This window comes from Pseudorhizobium sp. NPDC055634 (genome assembly GCF_053618655.1).
The window spans coordinates 278,845-295,256 of record NZ_JBSHHW010000003.1; the positions used below are offsets into that span (position 1 = coordinate 278,845).

Annotated in this window: 16 protein-coding genes; 4 read left to right on the forward strand and 12 right to left on the reverse strand. The window is 62.7% G+C overall.

All coding sequences use genetic code 11. The features are described from left to right. Nucleotides 1–35: 35 nt before the first annotated feature. Nucleotides 36–2,504 carry a mechanosensitive ion channel domain-containing protein gene (locus ACWGPT_RS06520; RefSeq protein WP_452604785.1) on the reverse strand — a complete coding sequence of 823 codons (2,469 nt, stop codon included), beginning with the start codon at nucleotides 2,502–2,504 and terminating at the stop codon, nucleotides 36–38. A 145-nt stretch (nucleotides 2,505–2,649) separates the two neighbouring features. Between ACWGPT_RS06520 and ACWGPT_RS06525 the strand changes: the two genes are divergently transcribed. Beyond that, nucleotides 2,650–2,901, forward strand: a complete 252-nt coding sequence (locus ACWGPT_RS06525; RefSeq protein ID WP_452604786.1) for a GlsB/YeaQ/YmgE family stress response membrane protein — start codon at nucleotides 2,650–2,652, stop codon at nucleotides 2,899–2,901. A gap of 16 nt (nucleotides 2,902–2,917) precedes the next feature. Here the strand turns inward: ACWGPT_RS06525 and ACWGPT_RS06530 are convergent, their stop codons facing one another. Together ACWGPT_RS06530 and ACWGPT_RS06535 are read right to left on the reverse strand one after the other, a co-directional pair. Continuing rightward, nucleotides 2,918–3,460: a DUF924 family protein gene (locus ACWGPT_RS06530; protein ID WP_452604787.1), complete on the reverse strand. Its 543-nt coding sequence runs from the start codon at nucleotides 3,458–3,460 to the stop codon at nucleotides 2,918–2,920. 11 nt (nucleotides 3,461–3,471) lie between these two features. After that, on the reverse strand, nucleotides 3,472–3,963 hold the full coding sequence (locus tag ACWGPT_RS06535) for a heme-degrading domain-containing protein (protein ID WP_452604788.1): 492 nt from the start codon (nucleotides 3,961–3,963) through the stop codon (nucleotides 3,472–3,474). A 322-nt stretch (nucleotides 3,964–4,285) separates the two neighbouring features. On the opposite strand from ACWGPT_RS06535, the gene ACWGPT_RS06540 reads away from it, so the two are divergent. Beyond that, on the forward strand, nucleotides 4,286–4,768 hold the full coding sequence (locus tag ACWGPT_RS06540) for a cupin domain-containing protein (RefSeq protein ID WP_452604789.1): 483 nt from the start codon (nucleotides 4,286–4,288) through the stop codon (nucleotides 4,766–4,768). 48 nt (nucleotides 4,769–4,816) lie between these two features. On the opposite strand, the gene ACWGPT_RS06545 is transcribed toward ACWGPT_RS06540, so the two are convergent. The 4 genes from ACWGPT_RS06545 to ACWGPT_RS06560 all read right to left on the reverse strand — a co-directional run bounded on the left by ACWGPT_RS06545 (nucleotide 4,817) and on the right by ACWGPT_RS06560 (nucleotide 8,912). Continuing rightward, the gene (locus ACWGPT_RS06545) at nucleotides 4,817–5,479 is read right to left on the reverse strand and encodes an HAD-IA family hydrolase (protein WP_452604790.1); all 663 of its coding nucleotides are present in this window, start codon (nucleotides 5,477–5,479) and stop codon (nucleotides 4,817–4,819) included. A gap of 100 nt (nucleotides 5,480–5,579) precedes the next feature. Further along, the gene (locus ACWGPT_RS06550; protein WP_452604791.1) at nucleotides 5,580–6,488 is read right to left on the reverse strand and encodes a methylenetetrahydrofolate reductase; all 909 of its coding nucleotides are present in this window, start codon (nucleotides 6,486–6,488) and stop codon (nucleotides 5,580–5,582) included. Nucleotides 6,489–6,587: 99 nt separating this feature from the next. Then, nucleotides 6,588–8,000, reverse strand: coding sequence for a vanillate/3-O-methylgallate O-demethylase (gene ligM, locus ACWGPT_RS06555; protein ID WP_452604792.1), 1,413 nt, complete (start codon nucleotides 7,998–8,000; stop codon nucleotides 6,588–6,590). A gap of 144 nt (nucleotides 8,001–8,144) precedes the next feature. After that, on the reverse strand, nucleotides 8,145–8,912 hold the full coding sequence (locus ACWGPT_RS06560; protein WP_452604793.1) for a GntR family transcriptional regulator: 768 nt from the start codon (nucleotides 8,910–8,912) through the stop codon (nucleotides 8,145–8,147). Nucleotides 8,913–9,093: 181 nt separating this feature from the next. Here ACWGPT_RS06560 and ACWGPT_RS06565 point away from each other — a divergent pair, with 181 nt between their 5' ends. Further along, nucleotides 9,094–10,263 (forward strand): MFS transporter, encoded by a 1,170-nt coding sequence (locus tag ACWGPT_RS06565; protein ID WP_452604794.1) that lies wholly within the window; start codon nucleotides 9,094–9,096, stop codon nucleotides 10,261–10,263. Between the two features lie 80 nt (nucleotides 10,264–10,343). On the opposite strand, the gene ACWGPT_RS06570 is transcribed toward ACWGPT_RS06565, so the two are convergent. Genes ACWGPT_RS06570 through ACWGPT_RS06585 form a run of 4 tightly spaced genes read right to left on the reverse strand, consistent with a single transcriptional unit; the run spans nucleotide 10,344 to nucleotide 14,311 of the window. Next, a complete protein-coding gene (locus tag ACWGPT_RS06570; protein WP_452604795.1) occupies nucleotides 10,344–11,627 on the reverse strand; it encodes a TRAP transporter large permease in 1,284 nt (427 codons plus the stop codon). A gap of 8 nt (nucleotides 11,628–11,635) precedes the next feature. Then, nucleotides 11,636–12,151 carry a TRAP transporter small permease gene (locus ACWGPT_RS06575; RefSeq protein ID WP_452604796.1) on the reverse strand — a complete coding sequence of 172 codons (516 nt, stop codon included), beginning with the start codon at nucleotides 12,149–12,151 and terminating at the stop codon, nucleotides 11,636–11,638. Further along, nucleotides 12,151–13,122, reverse strand: a complete 972-nt coding sequence (locus ACWGPT_RS06580; protein WP_452604797.1) for a DctP family TRAP transporter solute-binding subunit — start codon at nucleotides 13,120–13,122, stop codon at nucleotides 12,151–12,153. Before ACWGPT_RS06580 ends, ACWGPT_RS06575 begins: the two co-directional genes overlap by 1 nt. Before the next feature lie 34 nt (nucleotides 13,123–13,156). Beyond that, complete coding sequence (locus tag ACWGPT_RS06585; protein ID WP_452604798.1) at nucleotides 13,157–14,311, reverse strand: mandelate racemase/muconate lactonizing enzyme family protein; 1,155 nt, start codon at nucleotides 14,309–14,311, stop codon at nucleotides 13,157–13,159. 89 nt (nucleotides 14,312–14,400) lie between these two features. Between ACWGPT_RS06585 and ACWGPT_RS06590 the strand changes: the two genes are divergently transcribed. Next, the gene (locus ACWGPT_RS06590; protein WP_452604799.1) at nucleotides 14,401–15,294 is read left to right on the forward strand and encodes a LysR family transcriptional regulator; all 894 of its coding nucleotides are present in this window, start codon (nucleotides 14,401–14,403) and stop codon (nucleotides 15,292–15,294) included. Between the two features lie 74 nt (nucleotides 15,295–15,368). On the opposite strand, the gene ACWGPT_RS06595 is transcribed toward ACWGPT_RS06590, so the two are convergent. Next, complete coding sequence (locus ACWGPT_RS06595; protein WP_452604800.1) at nucleotides 15,369–16,367, reverse strand: GlxA family transcriptional regulator; 999 nt, start codon at nucleotides 16,365–16,367, stop codon at nucleotides 15,369–15,371. Nucleotides 16,368–16,412 lie beyond the last annotated feature (45 nt).

Here is a 16,412-nt window from a genome sequence, read left to right on the forward strand (position 1 = left end):
CTGATTACGACATGCGAAAAGCTTGCCGCGACGGGTCACACGCCGGCGCCGTCCTCCACCGTCCCGGGCTCGTCCTTCGCGGTCGTGTAGCTCCTGCGCGGCAGGATCATGATGTCCTGCCGGGTGTAGGGGATGTCGATCCCTTCCTCTTCGAAACGCTTCAGGATTTCGGTGCGGACGCTCGCCCGGATGGGAATACCGTCCGAATAGTCGGCGAGGAAGAAACGCAGTTCGAAATCGAGCGAGGACGCCCCGAATGCGGTGAAGTCGACATGCGGCTCGGGGTTGCGCAGCACTTCCGGCACCGATCGGGCAATCTCCAGCAGGATCGCCATTACCTTCTGAGGGTCCGTGCCGTAGGCGACCGAGACGGGTATCTCCGACCGCTGCACGCGGTTGCGATGCGTCCAGTTGCCGACGGGCGAGTTGATGAGGTCCGAATTCGGCACGATGATCGACTGCTTGCGGAAGGTTTCTATCTCCGTCGCCCGCACCGAGATGCGCTTGACGATGCCTTCGGTGGTGCCGGTGACGACATGGTCGCCGACCTTGAACGGGCGCTCGACCAGCAGGATCAGCCCCGACACGAAGTTCGAGACGACGTTCTGGAGACCGAAACCGATGCCAACCGAAAGGGCCGATGCCACGAGCGCGAGGCTCGACAGGTCGATGCCGGCAGCGGAAACGCCGAGGATCACCGCGATGCCTATGCCAAGATAGCCGATACCCGTCTTGACGGAGTTGCGGACTCCGGTGTCCACATGGCTGCGCGCAAGGACGTGACTGTCGATCCACCTCTGTATCCATCTTGTGGCGAGGTATCCCAGTCCGAACAGCAGGAGTCCACCCAGTATCCCGACGATGGAGATGGAAATATTGCCGACGGTGATCCGCGTGAAGAAGCGATAGATCCAGGCCTCGATGTCGGCAACCTGGAAGCCCCAGGTCAAAAGGATCATCGGCAGGCCGAGGAGGAGCGCGACCGCGTAGACCAGGAGGCCCGCAGCAAGTCCGACCTGGTCGAGCGCAACATCGCCCAGCCCGAATCGCCTGCCCAGCCGCTCTCCAAGCGCCGTCTTCGCGAAGGCTCCCTCCTTGCCGACCGCCTTGCCGGAGAGAATACCGATGTAGATGGTAACGATGACCGCTCCCGTCAGGACGATCTGCGTCGCGACGAAGCGAGCCAGTCCGGCGTAGCCCGCCGCCACCGTCAGGATGAGGAGCACGCCCATCAGGCGCAAGAGGATCGCCAGCCACCGTGGCCAGCCACGCGCGGCCGAAGCCGCCACCTCGCCGTCCCGGGCCGAGGTCGGGATGGGGTGCGCGAAGGACAGAACGAAAAGGATGACGCCGATGACCAGCGACGCCACCACGCTCTTGGCAATCGTTAGTTCCAGCGGCGAATTGAGGACTTCGCTGACGGCACCGAGCAGATAGTCAAGGCCGTTGACGACCGCCATCGCCACGATCGCCGTTACCAGCAACTGCCCGCCTCGGTCGGTGACCCGTACCAGGCGCCAGTCTGGGTCGCGGGGGGACAGTACCGCGTCCGCGAGCTGCCAGATGAAGTAGACGAACCATATGAACCCGAAGAGAGCCGCGATGATCGGCGACACATCTCTGCGAAGCACGTTGAAGCCGTCCAGGAAGAGGTAGGATGACACCAGGAACGCCGCGAGCGAAAGCGTCCTCGTGACCGTCGTCCAGAACGCGAGCGACAGCCTCCTGATGTAGGTGGGCTCCCCCTGGGAGGGATCTCTCACGATCACCCGGGCGAAAAGTCGACGCGCGCCCAGGAGAAAGACGAGAGCCGCGCCGAGTGACAGGGCGATCGCGGCGAACAGCTGGAGTTTCTTGAACTTCCAGGCAAAGCCGACCCAGCTTTGGAGCGTGTTGCCGAGATTGCTCATCTCGCGGGTAAATTCCTGGCCGGCCTTGTCGAAGAGCTCCGGCGACAATTCCGTCCGCTTGAACAGCGTCCGGGCGAAGAGTTCGCGGCGCAGGGTGGAAATCGTGCCGACCGCCTCGGTTGCACTGTTCCTGAGGCTGGCCGCGTCGTCGATGATCACCGTCAGTTCGGCCCGCTCGGCCGTCAGGCGGTTGCGCTCCTCCGTGACCGAGGCCGGCTCTGCCGCCTGCCCGGCGACCGGCGCTTCGCCCAGGTCTCCCAGCCGCGCCTGGATCTGTGCGAGCCGGGATTCGAGCGTGGCTGCCGCAAGCTCCAATTCGGACGCCACCTCTTCCGCCTCGAACCGCAGTTGCGCTAGCGCAAGATCTTCGATTGAAGGCTGCTCGAGTCGCTGCAGCAGGGTAACGATCTTGCGGCGCGAGGCCTCTACCTTCTCCTTCATCTCGGGGTTGATGGCATCCGCAGTCACCGTCGCCGTCACGGGCTGCTGCGCGTGCAATAGGGTTCCCGGAAACGCGATGGACATAAACGCCGCTGCCAGGATGACCTGGAGAAGCAGGGCAACGCGAATGGGGGAGGCATTGCGAAACAGCATCAGCGGAGCTCACCGGATCATGGATTCGTTTGGCGGCAATCTAGTTTTCATGGCCTGCAAAGGAAAGCCGACGGCCTCAGGGTTGCCGGGAACCTTGGAACATTGTCTCGCGTTATCCGATGCAACCATCAACGGAGGGTGAGACATGGACGACGCAAGTGTAGGCTGGATCGCAGCAATCATCATAGGAGGCATCGCCGGCTGGCTGGCCGAGCAGTTCATGAAGAGCAATATGGGCATCTTGATGAACATCCTGCTCGGCATCGTCGGCGCAATCATCGCCAACGCACTGCTCGGCCTTGTCGGTGTCAGCCTGGGCGGCTGGATCGGCTATCTCATCGCCGGCTTTATCGGTGCGTGCATCCTGATATGGGTCGGACGGATGATCCGCCGATAGACCTAAAACAGCACGCTTAGAAACCGGCGCCGGGCTTTGCCAGATAGGCGAGCTCGGCGCTGTTCGATTGACGCCCCAGCATTACGTTCCGGTGCGGAAAGCGTCCGAACTCGCGAATGACGGCCAGGTGCCGCTCGGCGTAGTCGTGATATTCCGCATTGCCGAGCTTGGCGAACAGTTCAACGGAAAGCTCCTGGTCTGCGAGGCTCTCTGAGTGCTCGAAGGGCAGATAGAAGAAGCCTCGCCGCTCCTCCGGCACGCTCATGTCGGCTCCCGCCTCGAGCGCGAGCCGTGCTTCGCGCAGCGCCATCCAGTCGGCCGCGAACGCCAGCGGCGTGCCGCGATAGATGTTGCGGGAAAACTGGTCGAGCACGATGATCCCGGCAAGCCGGTCGTCCGGAGAGCCGCGCCACTCGGCCACCTTGCCCTTCGCCAGTTCCAGATGCGTCCGCCAGAAACGCTCCACGATCACGGCATCGACCTCCGCGGAGACCTGGAACCATTGCTGGCGCGTCAATTCCTCGAACCAGTAACGAAGTACCGTCTGCGGCGTTTCCATTTGCGTCTTCCTCAGTTCAGGCGCAGGGCCTCGTGGTCCTTTTCCAGCATCCGGCACAAAGCCTCGACCACCAGGTTGTGGTCCTCGCGCTGCGGCAGGCCGGATACCGTGACGGCGCCGATGCATCCCGTTCCCTCCAGGAGGATCGGAAAACTGCCGCCATGCGTCGCGTAATCGGCCGTGGCGACGCCGTATCGCGCTTCGATCGTGGTTCCCTGCTGCGACAATGCCAGACCGATGGCATAGCTCGACCGGAAGAAGCGCAGCGTCACCGCCCGCTTTCTGCGCACCCAGGAGGCGTTGTCTGCGGTCGTGCCGGACAGGGCGCTGTAGAAGACCGGCATCGAATGGAGGTGGACATCGATCACCAAGCCCGCCCTGCGCTCCAGCGCCATCTCCCGCAACAGGGAGCCGAGCCTCCACGCCGTCTCGGCGTCGAAATACGCGAAACGCAGCGCCCGCTCCTGTTCCAGTATCTTTTCCAGGTCCTTCTCGACAGTCATCCGGCTATCCGTTCCTTTTGCGTGCCGGCATTCATGACGAACCATGGGGAGAAGTAAAGCCCGCGGGAACACCAGATGTCCGATCATCGGGGAAAACGCCCCGGCGTAGGGCAGCCGCAAGTATCGCATCGGGACAGGCGCCCCCCCGTCGAAGCGACTCATGAACCGGTCCTTCACCAAGGGCTTGCCTTTCCGGGCGCCGATATTGAACATTGGTGCAAAGCGAAGTTAGCTCCAGCCAGCCGGAGAGACACCGGTCAGGGGCTCGCGGACCCACCGCTCGAAGGAGCCGGTGAGCCCCGCCAACCACACGAGGTTCCGCATGGCCGACCACCCCCACGACCATTCAGATCCCGAAAGGAACTGGCGCGAGAACGGCGTGAAGGTCATCCCCGGAGACTCACTCGATCCGAACACCGCCCAGACACCCGGCATGAACAGGGCGACGGCCATCAATCATGCCCGTGCGGGCGCCGAGAAGATCTGGGCCGGCACCGTCACGATCCACGCCAATGCCAAGACCGGCGCGCACCACCACGGAGACTTGGAAAGCATCATCTACGTGGTGCGCGGAAAGGCGCGGATGCGCTGGGGCGACAATCTGGAATTCGTCGCGGAGGCAGGCCCCGGGGATTTCATCTACGTTCCGCCCTATGTGCCCCACCAGGAAATCAACGCCAGCCGCGACGAGACGCTCGAATGCGTGCTCGTCCGCACGGGGCAAGAACCCGTCGTGGTCAATCTGGATATTGAGCCGGTCGAGAAGCCGGAAGAGGTCCTGTGGAAAGACCCGATCCACCGCTGATCCCGAAAGGAGGACAGGCGAGAGGGAAGCGTCCCTCGTGCCACATTCCTATCGCGGCCGGATCGACAGCCGGCCGTCCGCGCCGGTGACCGCACGTACGTTGCGGTAGTCCTTCAGCTCCGGATGACGCGTGTCGATCGGATGCCGGTGGGCTGCGGTGATGACGATAACGTCGGTCCCGGCGGCCTCCGCGGCGGCGATCCCGGCCGGCACGTCCTCGAAGACCAGCGCATCCGCCGCTTCGACACCGAGCCGCTCAACGCCGATCCGGTAGCATTCCGGATCGGGCTTGCCGACGATCACGTCCTCCGCCGTCACCATGATGCGGGGTAGCGCCAGGCCGGCGGCGGCAAGGCGCGCCCGTGCAAGGTCGGCGGGGGCCGATGTCACGATTGCCCATCGATCGGGCGGCAGGGACGCGAGAAATTCAGCCGCGCCGTCGATGGCGACGACGCCCTCCACGTCCTCGATCTCGCCGCGCAGGATTTCCGCTGCCTCCGCAACGGGATCGATGCCCGTAAGGTTCAGGCCGGCGATCGTGTCTATCCCGCGCTTGCCGTGCATGGTCGGAAGGAAGCTCGGCAGGTCGAGCCCCTGCCGGAGGGCCCATCGGCCCCATACCCGCTCCGCCGCGGCGAGCGAGTTGAGGATGGTGCCGTCCATGTCGAACAGAAACGCACCATAGGTCCTGGTGGAGGGAAACTGAAGCATGGGAAAGATCGGGTCCAATGGCGGGTACATCCATGCCGCGGACGTCCCCGGCAGCCCTTCCTATCCACGAGGCCCCGGTCGTGCAAGCCGGACGCGGGCCTCACTCCCCGGGCGCGGCGCCCTTCCTTGCGGCCGACAGCCAGTCCGCACTCGCCTGGATACCGCCCAGCGGAAAGATATGCACGCGCTCGATAAGGCTTGCCGGGTTCGCCGCGCGGTAGGCGGCGATCTCCGCCAGGAAATCCGACGGCTCATAGGGCACGAGGAGCTTGCGCAGGTCGAGCGCGCGCTTCTGCAGCACGCCGAGCGAGGCGCCGACGCCGCAGGCGATCGCATACTTGATGAGCGTCTGCAGCTTCGTCGGACCGGCGACCCCGACATGGATCGGCAGGGTGATGCCGGCCGCCGCGATCCGCTCCGCCCAGGCGATCACCGGTGCCGCCTCGAAGGCGAACTGCGTGACGATCGCCATCTCGGCATCCGTCCGCTCGGAGAAGGACTGCTTCCACCGGAGCGCCTCGTCGATGATCGCGGTCCCGCCGTCGCGGTCGATATCCTTGTTTCCTTCCGGGTGGCCTGCCACGTGCAGGCGCCGGAAGCCCAGCTTGTCGAAGATACCCGTTTCGAGCAAGGCGATCGAGCTGTCGAATTCGCCTGCCGGGGTCGACGCGCCGCCGCCCAGGAGGAGTGCCTGCGTGACCCCCGCCTCCTCGCGGTATCGCCTCACCCACGTCTCCAGCGTCGGCCGGTTCGGGATGATGCGCGCCGGAAGATGCGGCATGGGGTGGAAGCCTTCGTCCGTCAGGCGACGCGCGGTCGCCACCATGTCGTCGATGGGAGTGTCGCGGATATGGGCGACATAGACCCGCGTCCCCTGCGGAAGGATCCGCCGGAAATCCTCGATCCTGGCCGCCGTCCGGGGCATCACCTCGATGGAACAGTCCCTGAGCATCGATGCCAGTGACGCTGCACTTCCGGTCGTCTCGTCATTTCGAAGCAAGCTTGTCATTCCCATGGCCAACCCTGACGTCCCGCCTTGACGGGCGCTCCTCGTGAAGCAACAGAAACAGTGCGGCGGGCGCGTTCTGCACGCCCGCCGCAGCCCGGGTCAACCGGCCTTTTTCGTTCGCCAGCTGTCGGCGTAGTTCTCGCGAGCCTCGCGGGCATAGGGCGTCGCCGAGACCCGCACGCGGATTTCCGCCTGCTTGTGGCGTTCCGTCGACGTCTTGCCGGTGCCGCCGTTCGGCTCGCCCCAGACCAGCGTCAGCACGTCGCCCTCCTGGACCTCCGGGTCGACCACGCCGAGCGACAGCATGCAGCGTTCGTTGTAGCTGTAGCCGTTGAACATCGACATGCCGGCCATCTTGCCGTCATGCATGACCATGTCGGCGCTGGTGGAGGCATAGTTCGGCTGCGGGAAGTCGATCCACTTGTAGTGGTCCTCGCCGGGCCGGAAGGCGGACGCGATGACCTTGACGACATCCTCGGCATTCCACTCGAACGTCACCTTCTTGCGGTTCCGGCCGTCCTTCATCTTCTCGAGTGCCTGCTTGCCGATGAAATCGGATTTCCAGCCGATGTAGAAGCCGTAGCCCAACTCGAACGGATTGACGTAGTAGTCCTCGATATTGCTGGAGACGAAACTGCCGCCGATCGCGCCGGACGCCTCGTAGCTGTCGGCGCCGAGCCAGTCGCGGTACTCCTTCATCATCCCGTCGCCGGTATAGATGCCGGGCAGCGGGGACGGAATCCAGCCGGATTCCAGGGTGTTCGTCGAATAGGCGCGGCTGCCGACCTGGTGGAGATCGACGCCCGCATCGCGTGCCGACTGGAGGATCACGCTGCGGACATACTCAAGGTCTGCATACGGGCCCCAGATTTCAAGCCCGGGCGCGCCCGCCATGCCGTGGCGCAGCGCCTGTACCCGCTTGGAGCCGACATTGATCCAGTCGACGTGGAAGAACTTGATGTCCGGAACGGGCCCGCCGTTCATCTTCTCGAAGATCTTCGGCGCGTCCGGCCCCTGGATCTGGAAGCGGTAGTGCGTACGATAGACGGCCTTGCCGTCCGGCCGCGACGGCGAGCGCGGATCACGCTGGATGCGCACATTCCACTTGCCGATCGCCTGCTGGAACTGCACCCAGTTGGCGGTCGGCGCACGTCCGACGAGAATGAACTTGTCCTCCCGCTCGCGGAAAATGATCATGTCGCCGATCACATGGCCGGCGGGCGTCACCGGGACGAAATGCTTCGCACGGTTCAGGTCGAAGTTGGCGAAGCTGTTGATCCCGACATACTCGAGGAACTCGGCCGCCTGCGGCCCTTCCACGATCACCTCGTCCATGTGGTGCGACTGGTCGAAGAGCACCGCGGATTCGCGCCAGGCGCGCTGCTCGTCGCGCCAGTTCGTGAACTCCGGCGCCACCACCGGGTATACATACATGCCGGTTTTGGAATTGCGCAGCATCTCAACGACGTTGCCGCTGGCGCTGATCACGTCCGAAAGACTGGATTTTGTCACGATATCTCCTCCCTGAGATGACGTTGATGTATACATCATCTCCATCCGAGCGAAAACATCAAGGGCGCAGGCGCGATTTTTCGCGTGCCGGCGACCAGCCTGTATGCACGAACGTGGAAAATGGGAGAGTCTGTCGGCGCAGGATCAGGTGTTGAGGAGCGCCAGCCCGGGCACACGCAGGATCAGGTCGGGATCCTCGAGCGTCACGTATTCGAGATTGCGGCGGGCAATGCGCGCATGCTCGCGGGCGATGAACTCGGCGCGCGTCCCTTCCCGTGCGGTGATGGCGGAGACCAGGGCGCGATGCTGCTCCTGGGCCACGTGGAGCGACTGCCGAAAGACGTCGATATTGGTGCGATCCGACAGGAAGGCCGAGGGCGAGGCGAACGGAAGACGGGTAGCGCGATCGATCTCGCGCTGCAGGACGGCGCTTCCCGAAAGCTCCACCAGAATCCCGTGGAACTGCCCGTTGAGCTCGGAATAGGCCTCGAAGTCCACCTCGTTTGGCGCAGTGCCGAAACAGGCGTCGAGCCGCAGCAGCACCTCTTCCATCTCCTGCAGCCGCCGGGGCGCCGCGCCCCTCTCCGCCGCGAGCCGCGCCGCGGTCCCTTCGAGCACGCCCCGCAACTCGATCGCATCGACGACATCGGCGAAGGTGAAGCTCCGCACGATGAAGCCGCCATTGGCCAGCCGGTCGAGCAACCCTTCCTCGGCAAGCCGCGACATCGCCTCACGGATCGGCGTGCGGGAAATCTGCAGCGTCTCGGCAAGCGGCACTTCGAAGAGCCGCGTGCCGCCGGGAAAGTCGCCGTTCAGGATACGCTTGCGCAGTTCCATCAGCGCCGCCAGTGTGTGTGTCGTTCGGCCGGTATCCTCGGTCGGCATGTCCCTGCCCTTTTTTCTACTGAGCATGGAATCTACCCAGCACCCCCGCACCCCGCAAGCTTATTCGCCGGGTCTGTATACATCGTCTGACCTTGGGCTTGGTCTTTCGCTCGCCCGCTTGTAGCAAGTCGGGGCGGCTCATGGTGCCTGGCGAGTCGCGGGCAATCGGCGGCGCGCAGGCATCAGACCGGAAAACAGGGTTCAATCCATGACGACACGCTGGAGCCACGTCACGATCGCCGTTCTCGGGGGCATTGCCGCGGCCGTGCATGTCGGCAAGGTTCCGCCGGCCCTGCCGCTGCTTCGCGCTGAACTCAACCTCGACCTCGTCGCGGCCGGCTGGCTCATGGGGCTGGTCGCCCTCCTGGGCGCGCTTCTCGGGCTCGTGATCGGTCGGCTCGCCGACGCGATGACGCATCGGCGGGCGATGATACTCGCCATGGTGCTGCTAACATGCGGAAGCCTTGCGGGCGCGCTCGCAGACTCGCTTGCCGTCCTCTTCGCGACGCGGATCGTCGAGGGCTTCGGCCTCATCCTCGCGGTGGTCGCCGGGCCGGCGCTGATCAACGGCGCGACGGAAGCCAGGGATCGCGGCCTTGCCTTCGCCATCTGGGCCGCCTGGCTGCCGGTCGGCGTCGGCGGCATGATGCTGATCTCTCCATGGCTGCTGTCGCTCTACGGCTGGCGCGGCGCCTGGCTTTTCGCAGGCCTCCTCACCCTCGTCCCGCTGGCGGCGCTGCTCGTCTCGCGATGGCCCGCCTCATTACAGCAAACCGGAACGCCATCCTCCTTCCTGGAGGGCGCGAGGCTGACCGTCACCCGCCCGACCTCCTGGCTCCTCGGCGGCATGTTCCTGCTCTACAGCGCAAGCTTCATGTCCGTCTTCGGCTTCCTGCCGACCATGCTCGTCGAAGAAAACGGGCTTGCGCTCGGCAGCGCCTCGGTGATGACGGCGATCGCCGTCCTCTCCAACGTCCCGGGCAACATTGCCGGCGGCTACCTTCTGCGTCGCGGCGCCAAGCGCTGGGCGCTGATCGCCGCGGCTTTCGTCCTCCTGTCGCTGAGCGCCTTCGTCGTCTTCGCCTCGGGACTGCCGCTTGCGGTCCGATACCCCGCCGCGCTCGTCTATGCCGCCGCCGGCGGTCTGCTGCCGGCAGCGATCATGAGCGCCCTTCCCGCCTATGCCGCCCGTCCCGACCTCGTCAGCACGATCAGCGGCTTCGTCATGCAGGGCACTAACCTCGGGCAGTTTCTCGGCCCGCTCCTCCTCGCCGCTGCCGTATCGGCAAACGGCTGGCCCGCCGCCCCCTATTACGTCGCCGCAACCGCCCTCCTCGGCATCGCCCTCGCCCTCCTCTTCCGCCGGAAGGAGGCTTGAGATTCCCAGATACTCCGCTGGTCGAAAGCACTTGCCGGCTCATCCAGGTTGCGAAACCTGGGTGAGCCGGCCCTGTGGCTTCACCGGACCCCGAACAGGTAAAGGGAGCCGAGACTGATCATCGGGAAGTAGGTGATCAATGCAAGGCAGGCCACGATCACACCGACCATCGGCACCAGGTAGGGGATCATCCGGTGCAGCGACACCTTCCCGACGGCGGCCGCTGCGAAAAGATTGACGCCGAACGGCGGCGTGATCATCCCCAGTGCCAGGTTCACGATCATGATCAGCCCGAAGTGCACGGGATCGATACCGAACTGGACGGCAACGGGTGCCAGGATGGGAGCGATCACGACAATGGAGGCCGACGTTTCCACGAACATCCCGATGAGGAACAGCAGGACGTTCACGGCAATCAAGAACATAAGCGCGCTATCGAAGTTCTCGACAATCCACTGACTGATTGCAGCAGGGATACCTGCCCGGGTGAGAATGAACGAGAACAGGCCCGCCATCGAAATGATGAACATGATGATCGCCGAGGATATCGCCGACCGCTTCAGCACATCGACCATCTCGATGAAGCTCAGTTCGCGGTAGATGACCATGCTGACGGCGAGAGCGTAGAAGACCGCAATGATGGAGGCCTCGGTCGGCGTGAAAACGCCGCCGTAGATGCCACCCAGGATGATGACCGGCATCAGCAGTGCGAAGACCGCGCGGCGCAAGCTCATCGTGAACGGCATGACGGGCTTCTTCGCGAGATCTCCCGGCTTATGGAAATAGCGCGACCAGACGAGAACGAACACCATAAGTGCTGCCGCGATAAGAAATCCCGGGCCCAGGCCGGCGATGAACATGTCGCCGACCGGTGCGCTTGCCGCAACCCCGTAAAGGATCATGGGAATGGAAGGCGGGATGATGACCCCCAGTTCGGCGGCAGTCGCCTGCAACGAAGAGGCGAACCCCACGGGATAGCGTTGCGCCACCATGGCCGGGATCAGGATCGCGCCGATGGCGTAGGTCGTCGCCACGCTTGAACCCGACACTGCGGCGAAGATCATGCAGACGACGATGCAGGTGGCAGGAAGTCCGCCGCGCGTATCGCCGATGACGCTTTCCACCAGATCGACCAGGCGGCGCGATATGCCGCCCGCCGCCATAAGGTTGCCGGCGAGGATAAAGAACGGCACCGCCGCGAGCGGGAACTTGTCTAGGGCAATGTAAGCTTGCTGGGGCAGAACGATCAGGGGCAGATTTGAGAAGAGGGTCACGCCAACCAATCCGGCAAGCCCTATCGCAACGGCCACCGGAACCGAAAGCGCCATAAGGCAGACCAGCAGCAGGATCATAGTGAGCAACATGGGATGCCTCAGGTATTCTGGGTCTGATGATCGATCTCAACACGCGGGTCGAGCACATGAGCGATCGCCGCCACGATGGAGACCGCCGCTCCAAACGGCAGGGCCGCGTAGGCCCAGCTGGCGGACACGCCCAGACCGGCAATTGTCTGGAACTTGACCCGCATTGCCATCGCGATGCCAAACCAGGTCAGGCAGCCGAGGAGGACGAGAACGCAGAACAGGATGCCGAAACGCATGACCTGCCGCGCCCTCCCCTTGCTCATGCTCAGCGCCCAATCGACCGAAATAAGCGTCCCGGATCGAATGGCAGCCGCGAGTCCCAGATAGGTCATCCAGATCAACGTCATCTGGACAAGCGGCTCCGACCACTCCGCTGATCGGTGCAGCACGAAACGCGCTACAATCTGGTAAAGCCCGATCAGCGATGCCAACGCCAGGCCAGCGGTCGCCAATGCGACCGCTGATCTGGTGAGCAAGCTCTCGGCGCCCAGAAACCACCTGATCCAAGCTCGCTCCTGGTGCATCACTTGGTCTCTTTGATCGCGTCGAGGCGCTCTTTGCCAAACCGCTCTGCAAAGGTGGCGTTGAGGCTTTCGATCTTGGCGCTGAAGGATGCCTTGTCCACGTCGGTGATGATCTCCACCCCCTGGCCTCGCAGCGTATCGAGCCCCGTCTTGAGGACGGCTTCCACTTCCTGGCGATTGCGCTTCATCGCGTTCTTCGCGGCTTCGGAGAACATCTGCTTGTCTTCATCCGGCAGCGCCTCGTAGGCCGCAGGAGAGATGAGCAGGACGAGCGGCGTGAACGCATGGTCCGTCATGCTCAGATACTTCTGCACCTCTCCGAAGCGGTTGTTGATGATGGCGCCAACCGGGTTTTCCTGCCCGTCGACCACGCCCTGCTGAAGTGCCGTGTACACTTCCGGGATTGCCATTGGCGTCGGCAGGACGCCGAGTTCCTTCCAGACAGCGATATGAAGTTCGTTCTGCTGGGTCCGGATCTTCAACCCCTCAGCATCCGCGGCTGTTTTCACGGGCTTGGCGTTGTTGGTGAGCTGCCGGAAGCCCATTCCTCCAAACGCCAGGCCAACCAGGCCCTTGTCGGGAAGGCCTGCAAGCATCTCCTCGCCGATCGGTCCGCTCAGCACGGCCTCCGCATGGTCAAAGTCGCGAAACAGGAAGGGGATGTCGAACAGTGCGAACTCGGGCGCGAAATTGACGACCACCGAAGTGCTTGAGACAGTCATGTCGACGGTGCCTATCTGCACGCTTTCGATGACCTCGCGGTCACCGCCGAGTGCTCCACCTCCTTGCAGGTCGATCGCGATGCGCCCCTCGCTCTTCGTCGCGATCTCTTCGGCAAACTGCCTCAAGGCTATCGCCTCGGGCGCCTGCGCCGCCCCGATGAACCCGAGCGAAAGCGTCAGATCCGCCGCTGCGGCCGTTCCCGTCCATGTCGCAAGCGTAAGGCAAGCTGCCACCAATGATCTCTTCATAGTTCCCTCCTCCATTGTCTCTGTTTGCTGCACGTCATGCATTGAGTTCCCAGCGTTCGACGATGTACTCGCCGAGCGCCTCGATATCGATCTCTATTCCGAGTCCCGGCCCATCGGGCACGGCGATGTTGCCCTTGGCGTCGGGCCTCGGGTCGAAAATCCTGTCCCGCAGTGGGTTATGGCTCTGGTCATACTCGAAGATCGGCAGACGCAGGTTCCTGCCGTGACCAGGTAGAACCGCAGCGTATTGCAGCGACGCCAGGAAGTTGATGCCGGTGCCCCACACATGCGGCGCAACCCCCGCATTGAAGGCCTCGGCCAGACCAGCGATCTTCATCGCTTCGGTGATTCCTCCGCAGATCGCCAGATCAGGCTGCAGCACGGCAAGAGAGCCATCGACCATGATGTCTCTGAAGGCTTGCACGCCGCAGAAGGATTCGCCGCCCGACAGCGGGACGGAGATCTTCTCCGATATCCGCCGATATCCCGATATGTCGTCGTGCCGCAAGGGCTCCTCGATCCAGGCGAGACGCGCCGGCTTCGTCGCCTCGGCCAGGGCTACGGTGTCCTCGACCGTGGAAGATTCGTTGAGGTCGATCATGAGAAGACCATCGCTTCCCAAGATGGATCGGGCCGATTCGATCGCCCGGATGTCCTGCTTCATTCCGATGCCGACCCGGATCTTTACGGCGCGGAATCCCTTCGTGACATATCCGTCGATGGCGTCCTCGAAACCGGCGTAACGATCTTCCCCGACCGGCAGAAGCGGCCCGCTCGCATAGGTCGGGATTTCACCCCTAAGAGCACCTCCCAGCAGGGAGGCGATGGATCGATTGCTCGATCGTCCGAGGGCATCCCAGACCGCCATGTCGAGGGCACTCAGCGCCATATGGACCTGGCCTCGCCGATCCGGGACAGCCAGCGAAAGCATTTCCCTGTGGAGGAGGTTCGGATTGTCGACGCTCCTATCCAGGAGATATTGCGCCAGATTGCGTTTGATCAGCTCGGCCGCCGCGTATGGATAAGCCCAGGTCTCGCCCCACCCGACGTGCCCCCCGCGCGTGGTAATTCGGATCAGCAGCGCACTACGCTCACCGAACACGCGAAGCGCGTTCCCGGCCGTCGCAGGCATGGCACAACGCAGTATCAATCCTTCGATCGAGGCGATCGTATCAGCAGTCTTTGTCAATGATGGCACCCCCACAGGAGCCACCCCTAATCATTTGACATGACAGAAACAAATTGGAATATCGGACGTAAATCATCAGGAAAGCTGATATGCGCGTTACGCTTGCCCAGCTGGAAGCATTTTATTGGACCGCAACCTACCATTCCGTAGAGCGAGCAGCCGGTGCGCTCAATATTGCTCAACCCACCGTCTCGTTACGGCTGCGAGGGCTTGAAGATGCTCTCGGCTACAAGCCGCTCCAACGCGTCGGCCGGGGACTGACGCTGACACTGCGCGGACAGACCCTCCTCGATGAATGTCGGACCATATTCTCCAGCATCGAGAAAATTGAAGCTCGCCCCTCCACGCGGGAGCTGTCAGGGCCCATCCGACTCGGCTTCGCCGAAGGCTTTGCAATGATTTGCCTTCCACAAATCATGGCGCGTTTGCACTCCGAGTATCCCGAGCTCCAGCCCGAACTGATGGTGGCGACATCCGCCGAGGTGGAGCCCGAGTTGCACGCCCTGCGGCTTGACCTCGCGTTTCTCGTCCATCCGACGGAGCGTGAGCAGTTCAAGCTTGTTCCTCTGGGTACTCAGGAGACGTCATGGATCGCGTCATCGAACTTCAACCTGCCATCTATCGTTAGGCCCCAGGATATTGTTGCGCTTCCGATAATTTCCAATCCGGCTGGATCCATCAACTACCGGCAAATGATCGGCTGGTTCGCCAGCGCCGGACTGACCCCAAGCCGCATCGATTTCTGCAACAGCGTCTCGATGCTCGCCAATCTGGTCAACAATGGCGTGGGCCTCGGGATCTATCCGAACAAACTGGCGGAACCCGAACGCGAGGCAGGAAGAGTGACCGTCCTCCAAACGGAACCTCCCATTGCCGACACGCCGATCTTTGCCAAATATCATCGCCAAAGCCGCAAACCCAAGATCGAGGCGGTCCTCAATACGGTGAACTCCGTACTCGGGGAGCTCGATTACCTGAAATAGATCGGATCGTGGCTGGCAAAGCCTCATGAAAGCCAGTCGCCTGGTATAACGCCGAAGCGGAAGCCCGCCCCTGGCTACTGCCTCCCAGCAGCATTCGACGATCTGAAGCCGCTTGGCGTCTCTCCAAATGCTTTCCTAAACTCCCTGGAAAAATGTGCGGCGTCCGAGAAGCCTGTGATCTGGGCGATTTCAGTGATCGAAAGCGATCCGCCCTGAAGAAGATAATGACCGTAGTTAAGTCGCATCGTGCGGAAGGCTTTGCCGAGGGATTGCTTGAGATTTTGCTGAAACAGCCTTTCGAGCTGCCTCATCGAGATCCCGCAATAGCGGGCGATCGCTGCGCTGTTCGGCGGCTGGTCAAGCCTCTGCTCCATAAAGTGTAGGGCCTTGCGCACCCTGGCGTCAGTCCCGTCCGGCGGCAGATGAAAGAAATGTGCCTGAGGCACAGTCGCGGGACGCATGGACGTCAGCATCATGTGCCGCATGACCTGCCGTGAGCGTTCCGCTCCGCAATGGCGGGTAATAAGATAAAGCGCGAGATCTATTGCCGCGGTCGATCCCGCACATGTGATAACATCCCCTTCGTCTACAAAGATGCGGTCCAAGGAAATTCCCGCGGTCGGAAACTGCCTTTTGAAGGCTTCTATGACGTTCCAATGGATGCAGTACTGCCGACCTTTCACGAAGCCCGCCCTGGCGATCGCGAAACTTCCCGTACAAATCCCCAGGAGACCTACACCTGCGGCATGTGCCTGACGAATGAGATGCGTCAATCCCGGGTGCTGCACTTCGTTTTCGTAGCTATTCCCACCGCAGACAGCGAGGTAATCGAACTGCTCCGGTCTCGGCAGTCCCGGTTGGGTGACGACGCTGAGACCGCAACTTGAAGACACGACCTTGCCTATCGAGGAGTAGATTTCCCACGTCACGCGTATCTGCCTGCTTCGTGCGGCATCGTCGGCGGCAAGCCGGAGAGCATCTATGAACCCGGAGAAGGCTGCTAGCGTGAATCGGTCCTGAAGAATAAAGGCCACCCGAAGCTCCACGCCGGTTCCGGATTTATCAAAGACCATTGTTCCTCCGCCAGAAAATGTCGCCTGCATTCAATCATGTGTCAT

Coding starts and splice junctions, on each gene's coding strand:
- ACWGPT_RS06520 (WP_452604785.1), bottom strand. CDS start 2,504: ATGCTGTTTCGCAATGCCTCCCCCATTCGCGTTGCCCTGCTTCTCCAG.
- ACWGPT_RS06540 (WP_452604789.1), top strand. CDS start 4,286: ATGGCCGACCACCCCCACGACCATTCAGATCCCGAAAGGAACTGGCGC.
- ACWGPT_RS06575 (WP_452604796.1), bottom strand. CDS start 12,151: ATGCACCAGGAGCGAGCTTGGATCAGGTGGTTTCTGGGCGCCGAGAGC.
- ACWGPT_RS06590 (WP_452604799.1), top strand. CDS start 14,401: ATGCGCGTTACGCTTGCCCAGCTGGAAGCATTTTATTGGACCGCAACC.
- ACWGPT_RS06560 (WP_452604793.1), bottom strand. CDS start 8,912: ATGCTCAGTAGAAAAAAGGGCAGGGACATGCCGACCGAGGATACCGGC.
- ACWGPT_RS06525 (WP_452604786.1), top strand. CDS start 2,650: ATGGACGACGCAAGTGTAGGCTGGATCGCAGCAATCATCATAGGAGGC.
- ACWGPT_RS06595 (WP_452604800.1), bottom strand. CDS start 16,367: ATGGTCTTTGATAAATCCGGAACCGGCGTGGAGCTTCGGGTGGCCTTT.
- ACWGPT_RS06580 (WP_452604797.1), bottom strand. CDS start 13,122: ATGAAGAGATCATTGGTGGCAGCTTGCCTTACGCTTGCGACATGGACG.
- ACWGPT_RS06530 (WP_452604787.1), bottom strand. CDS start 3,460: ATGGAAACGCCGCAGACGGTACTTCGTTACTGGTTCGAGGAATTGACG.
- ACWGPT_RS06550 (WP_452604791.1), bottom strand. CDS start 6,488: ATGACAAGCTTGCTTCGAAATGACGAGACGACCGGAAGTGCAGCGTCA.
- ACWGPT_RS06565 (WP_452604794.1), top strand. CDS start 9,094: ATGACGACACGCTGGAGCCACGTCACGATCGCCGTTCTCGGGGGCATT.
- ACWGPT_RS06545 (WP_452604790.1), bottom strand. CDS start 5,479: ATGCTTCAGTTTCCCTCCACCAGGACCTATGGTGCGTTTCTGTTCGAC.
- ACWGPT_RS06535 (WP_452604788.1), bottom strand. CDS start 3,963: ATGACTGTCGAGAAGGACCTGGAAAAGATACTGGAACAGGAGCGGGCG.
- ACWGPT_RS06570 (WP_452604795.1), bottom strand. CDS start 11,627: ATGTTGCTCACTATGATCCTGCTGCTGGTCTGCCTTATGGCGCTTTCG.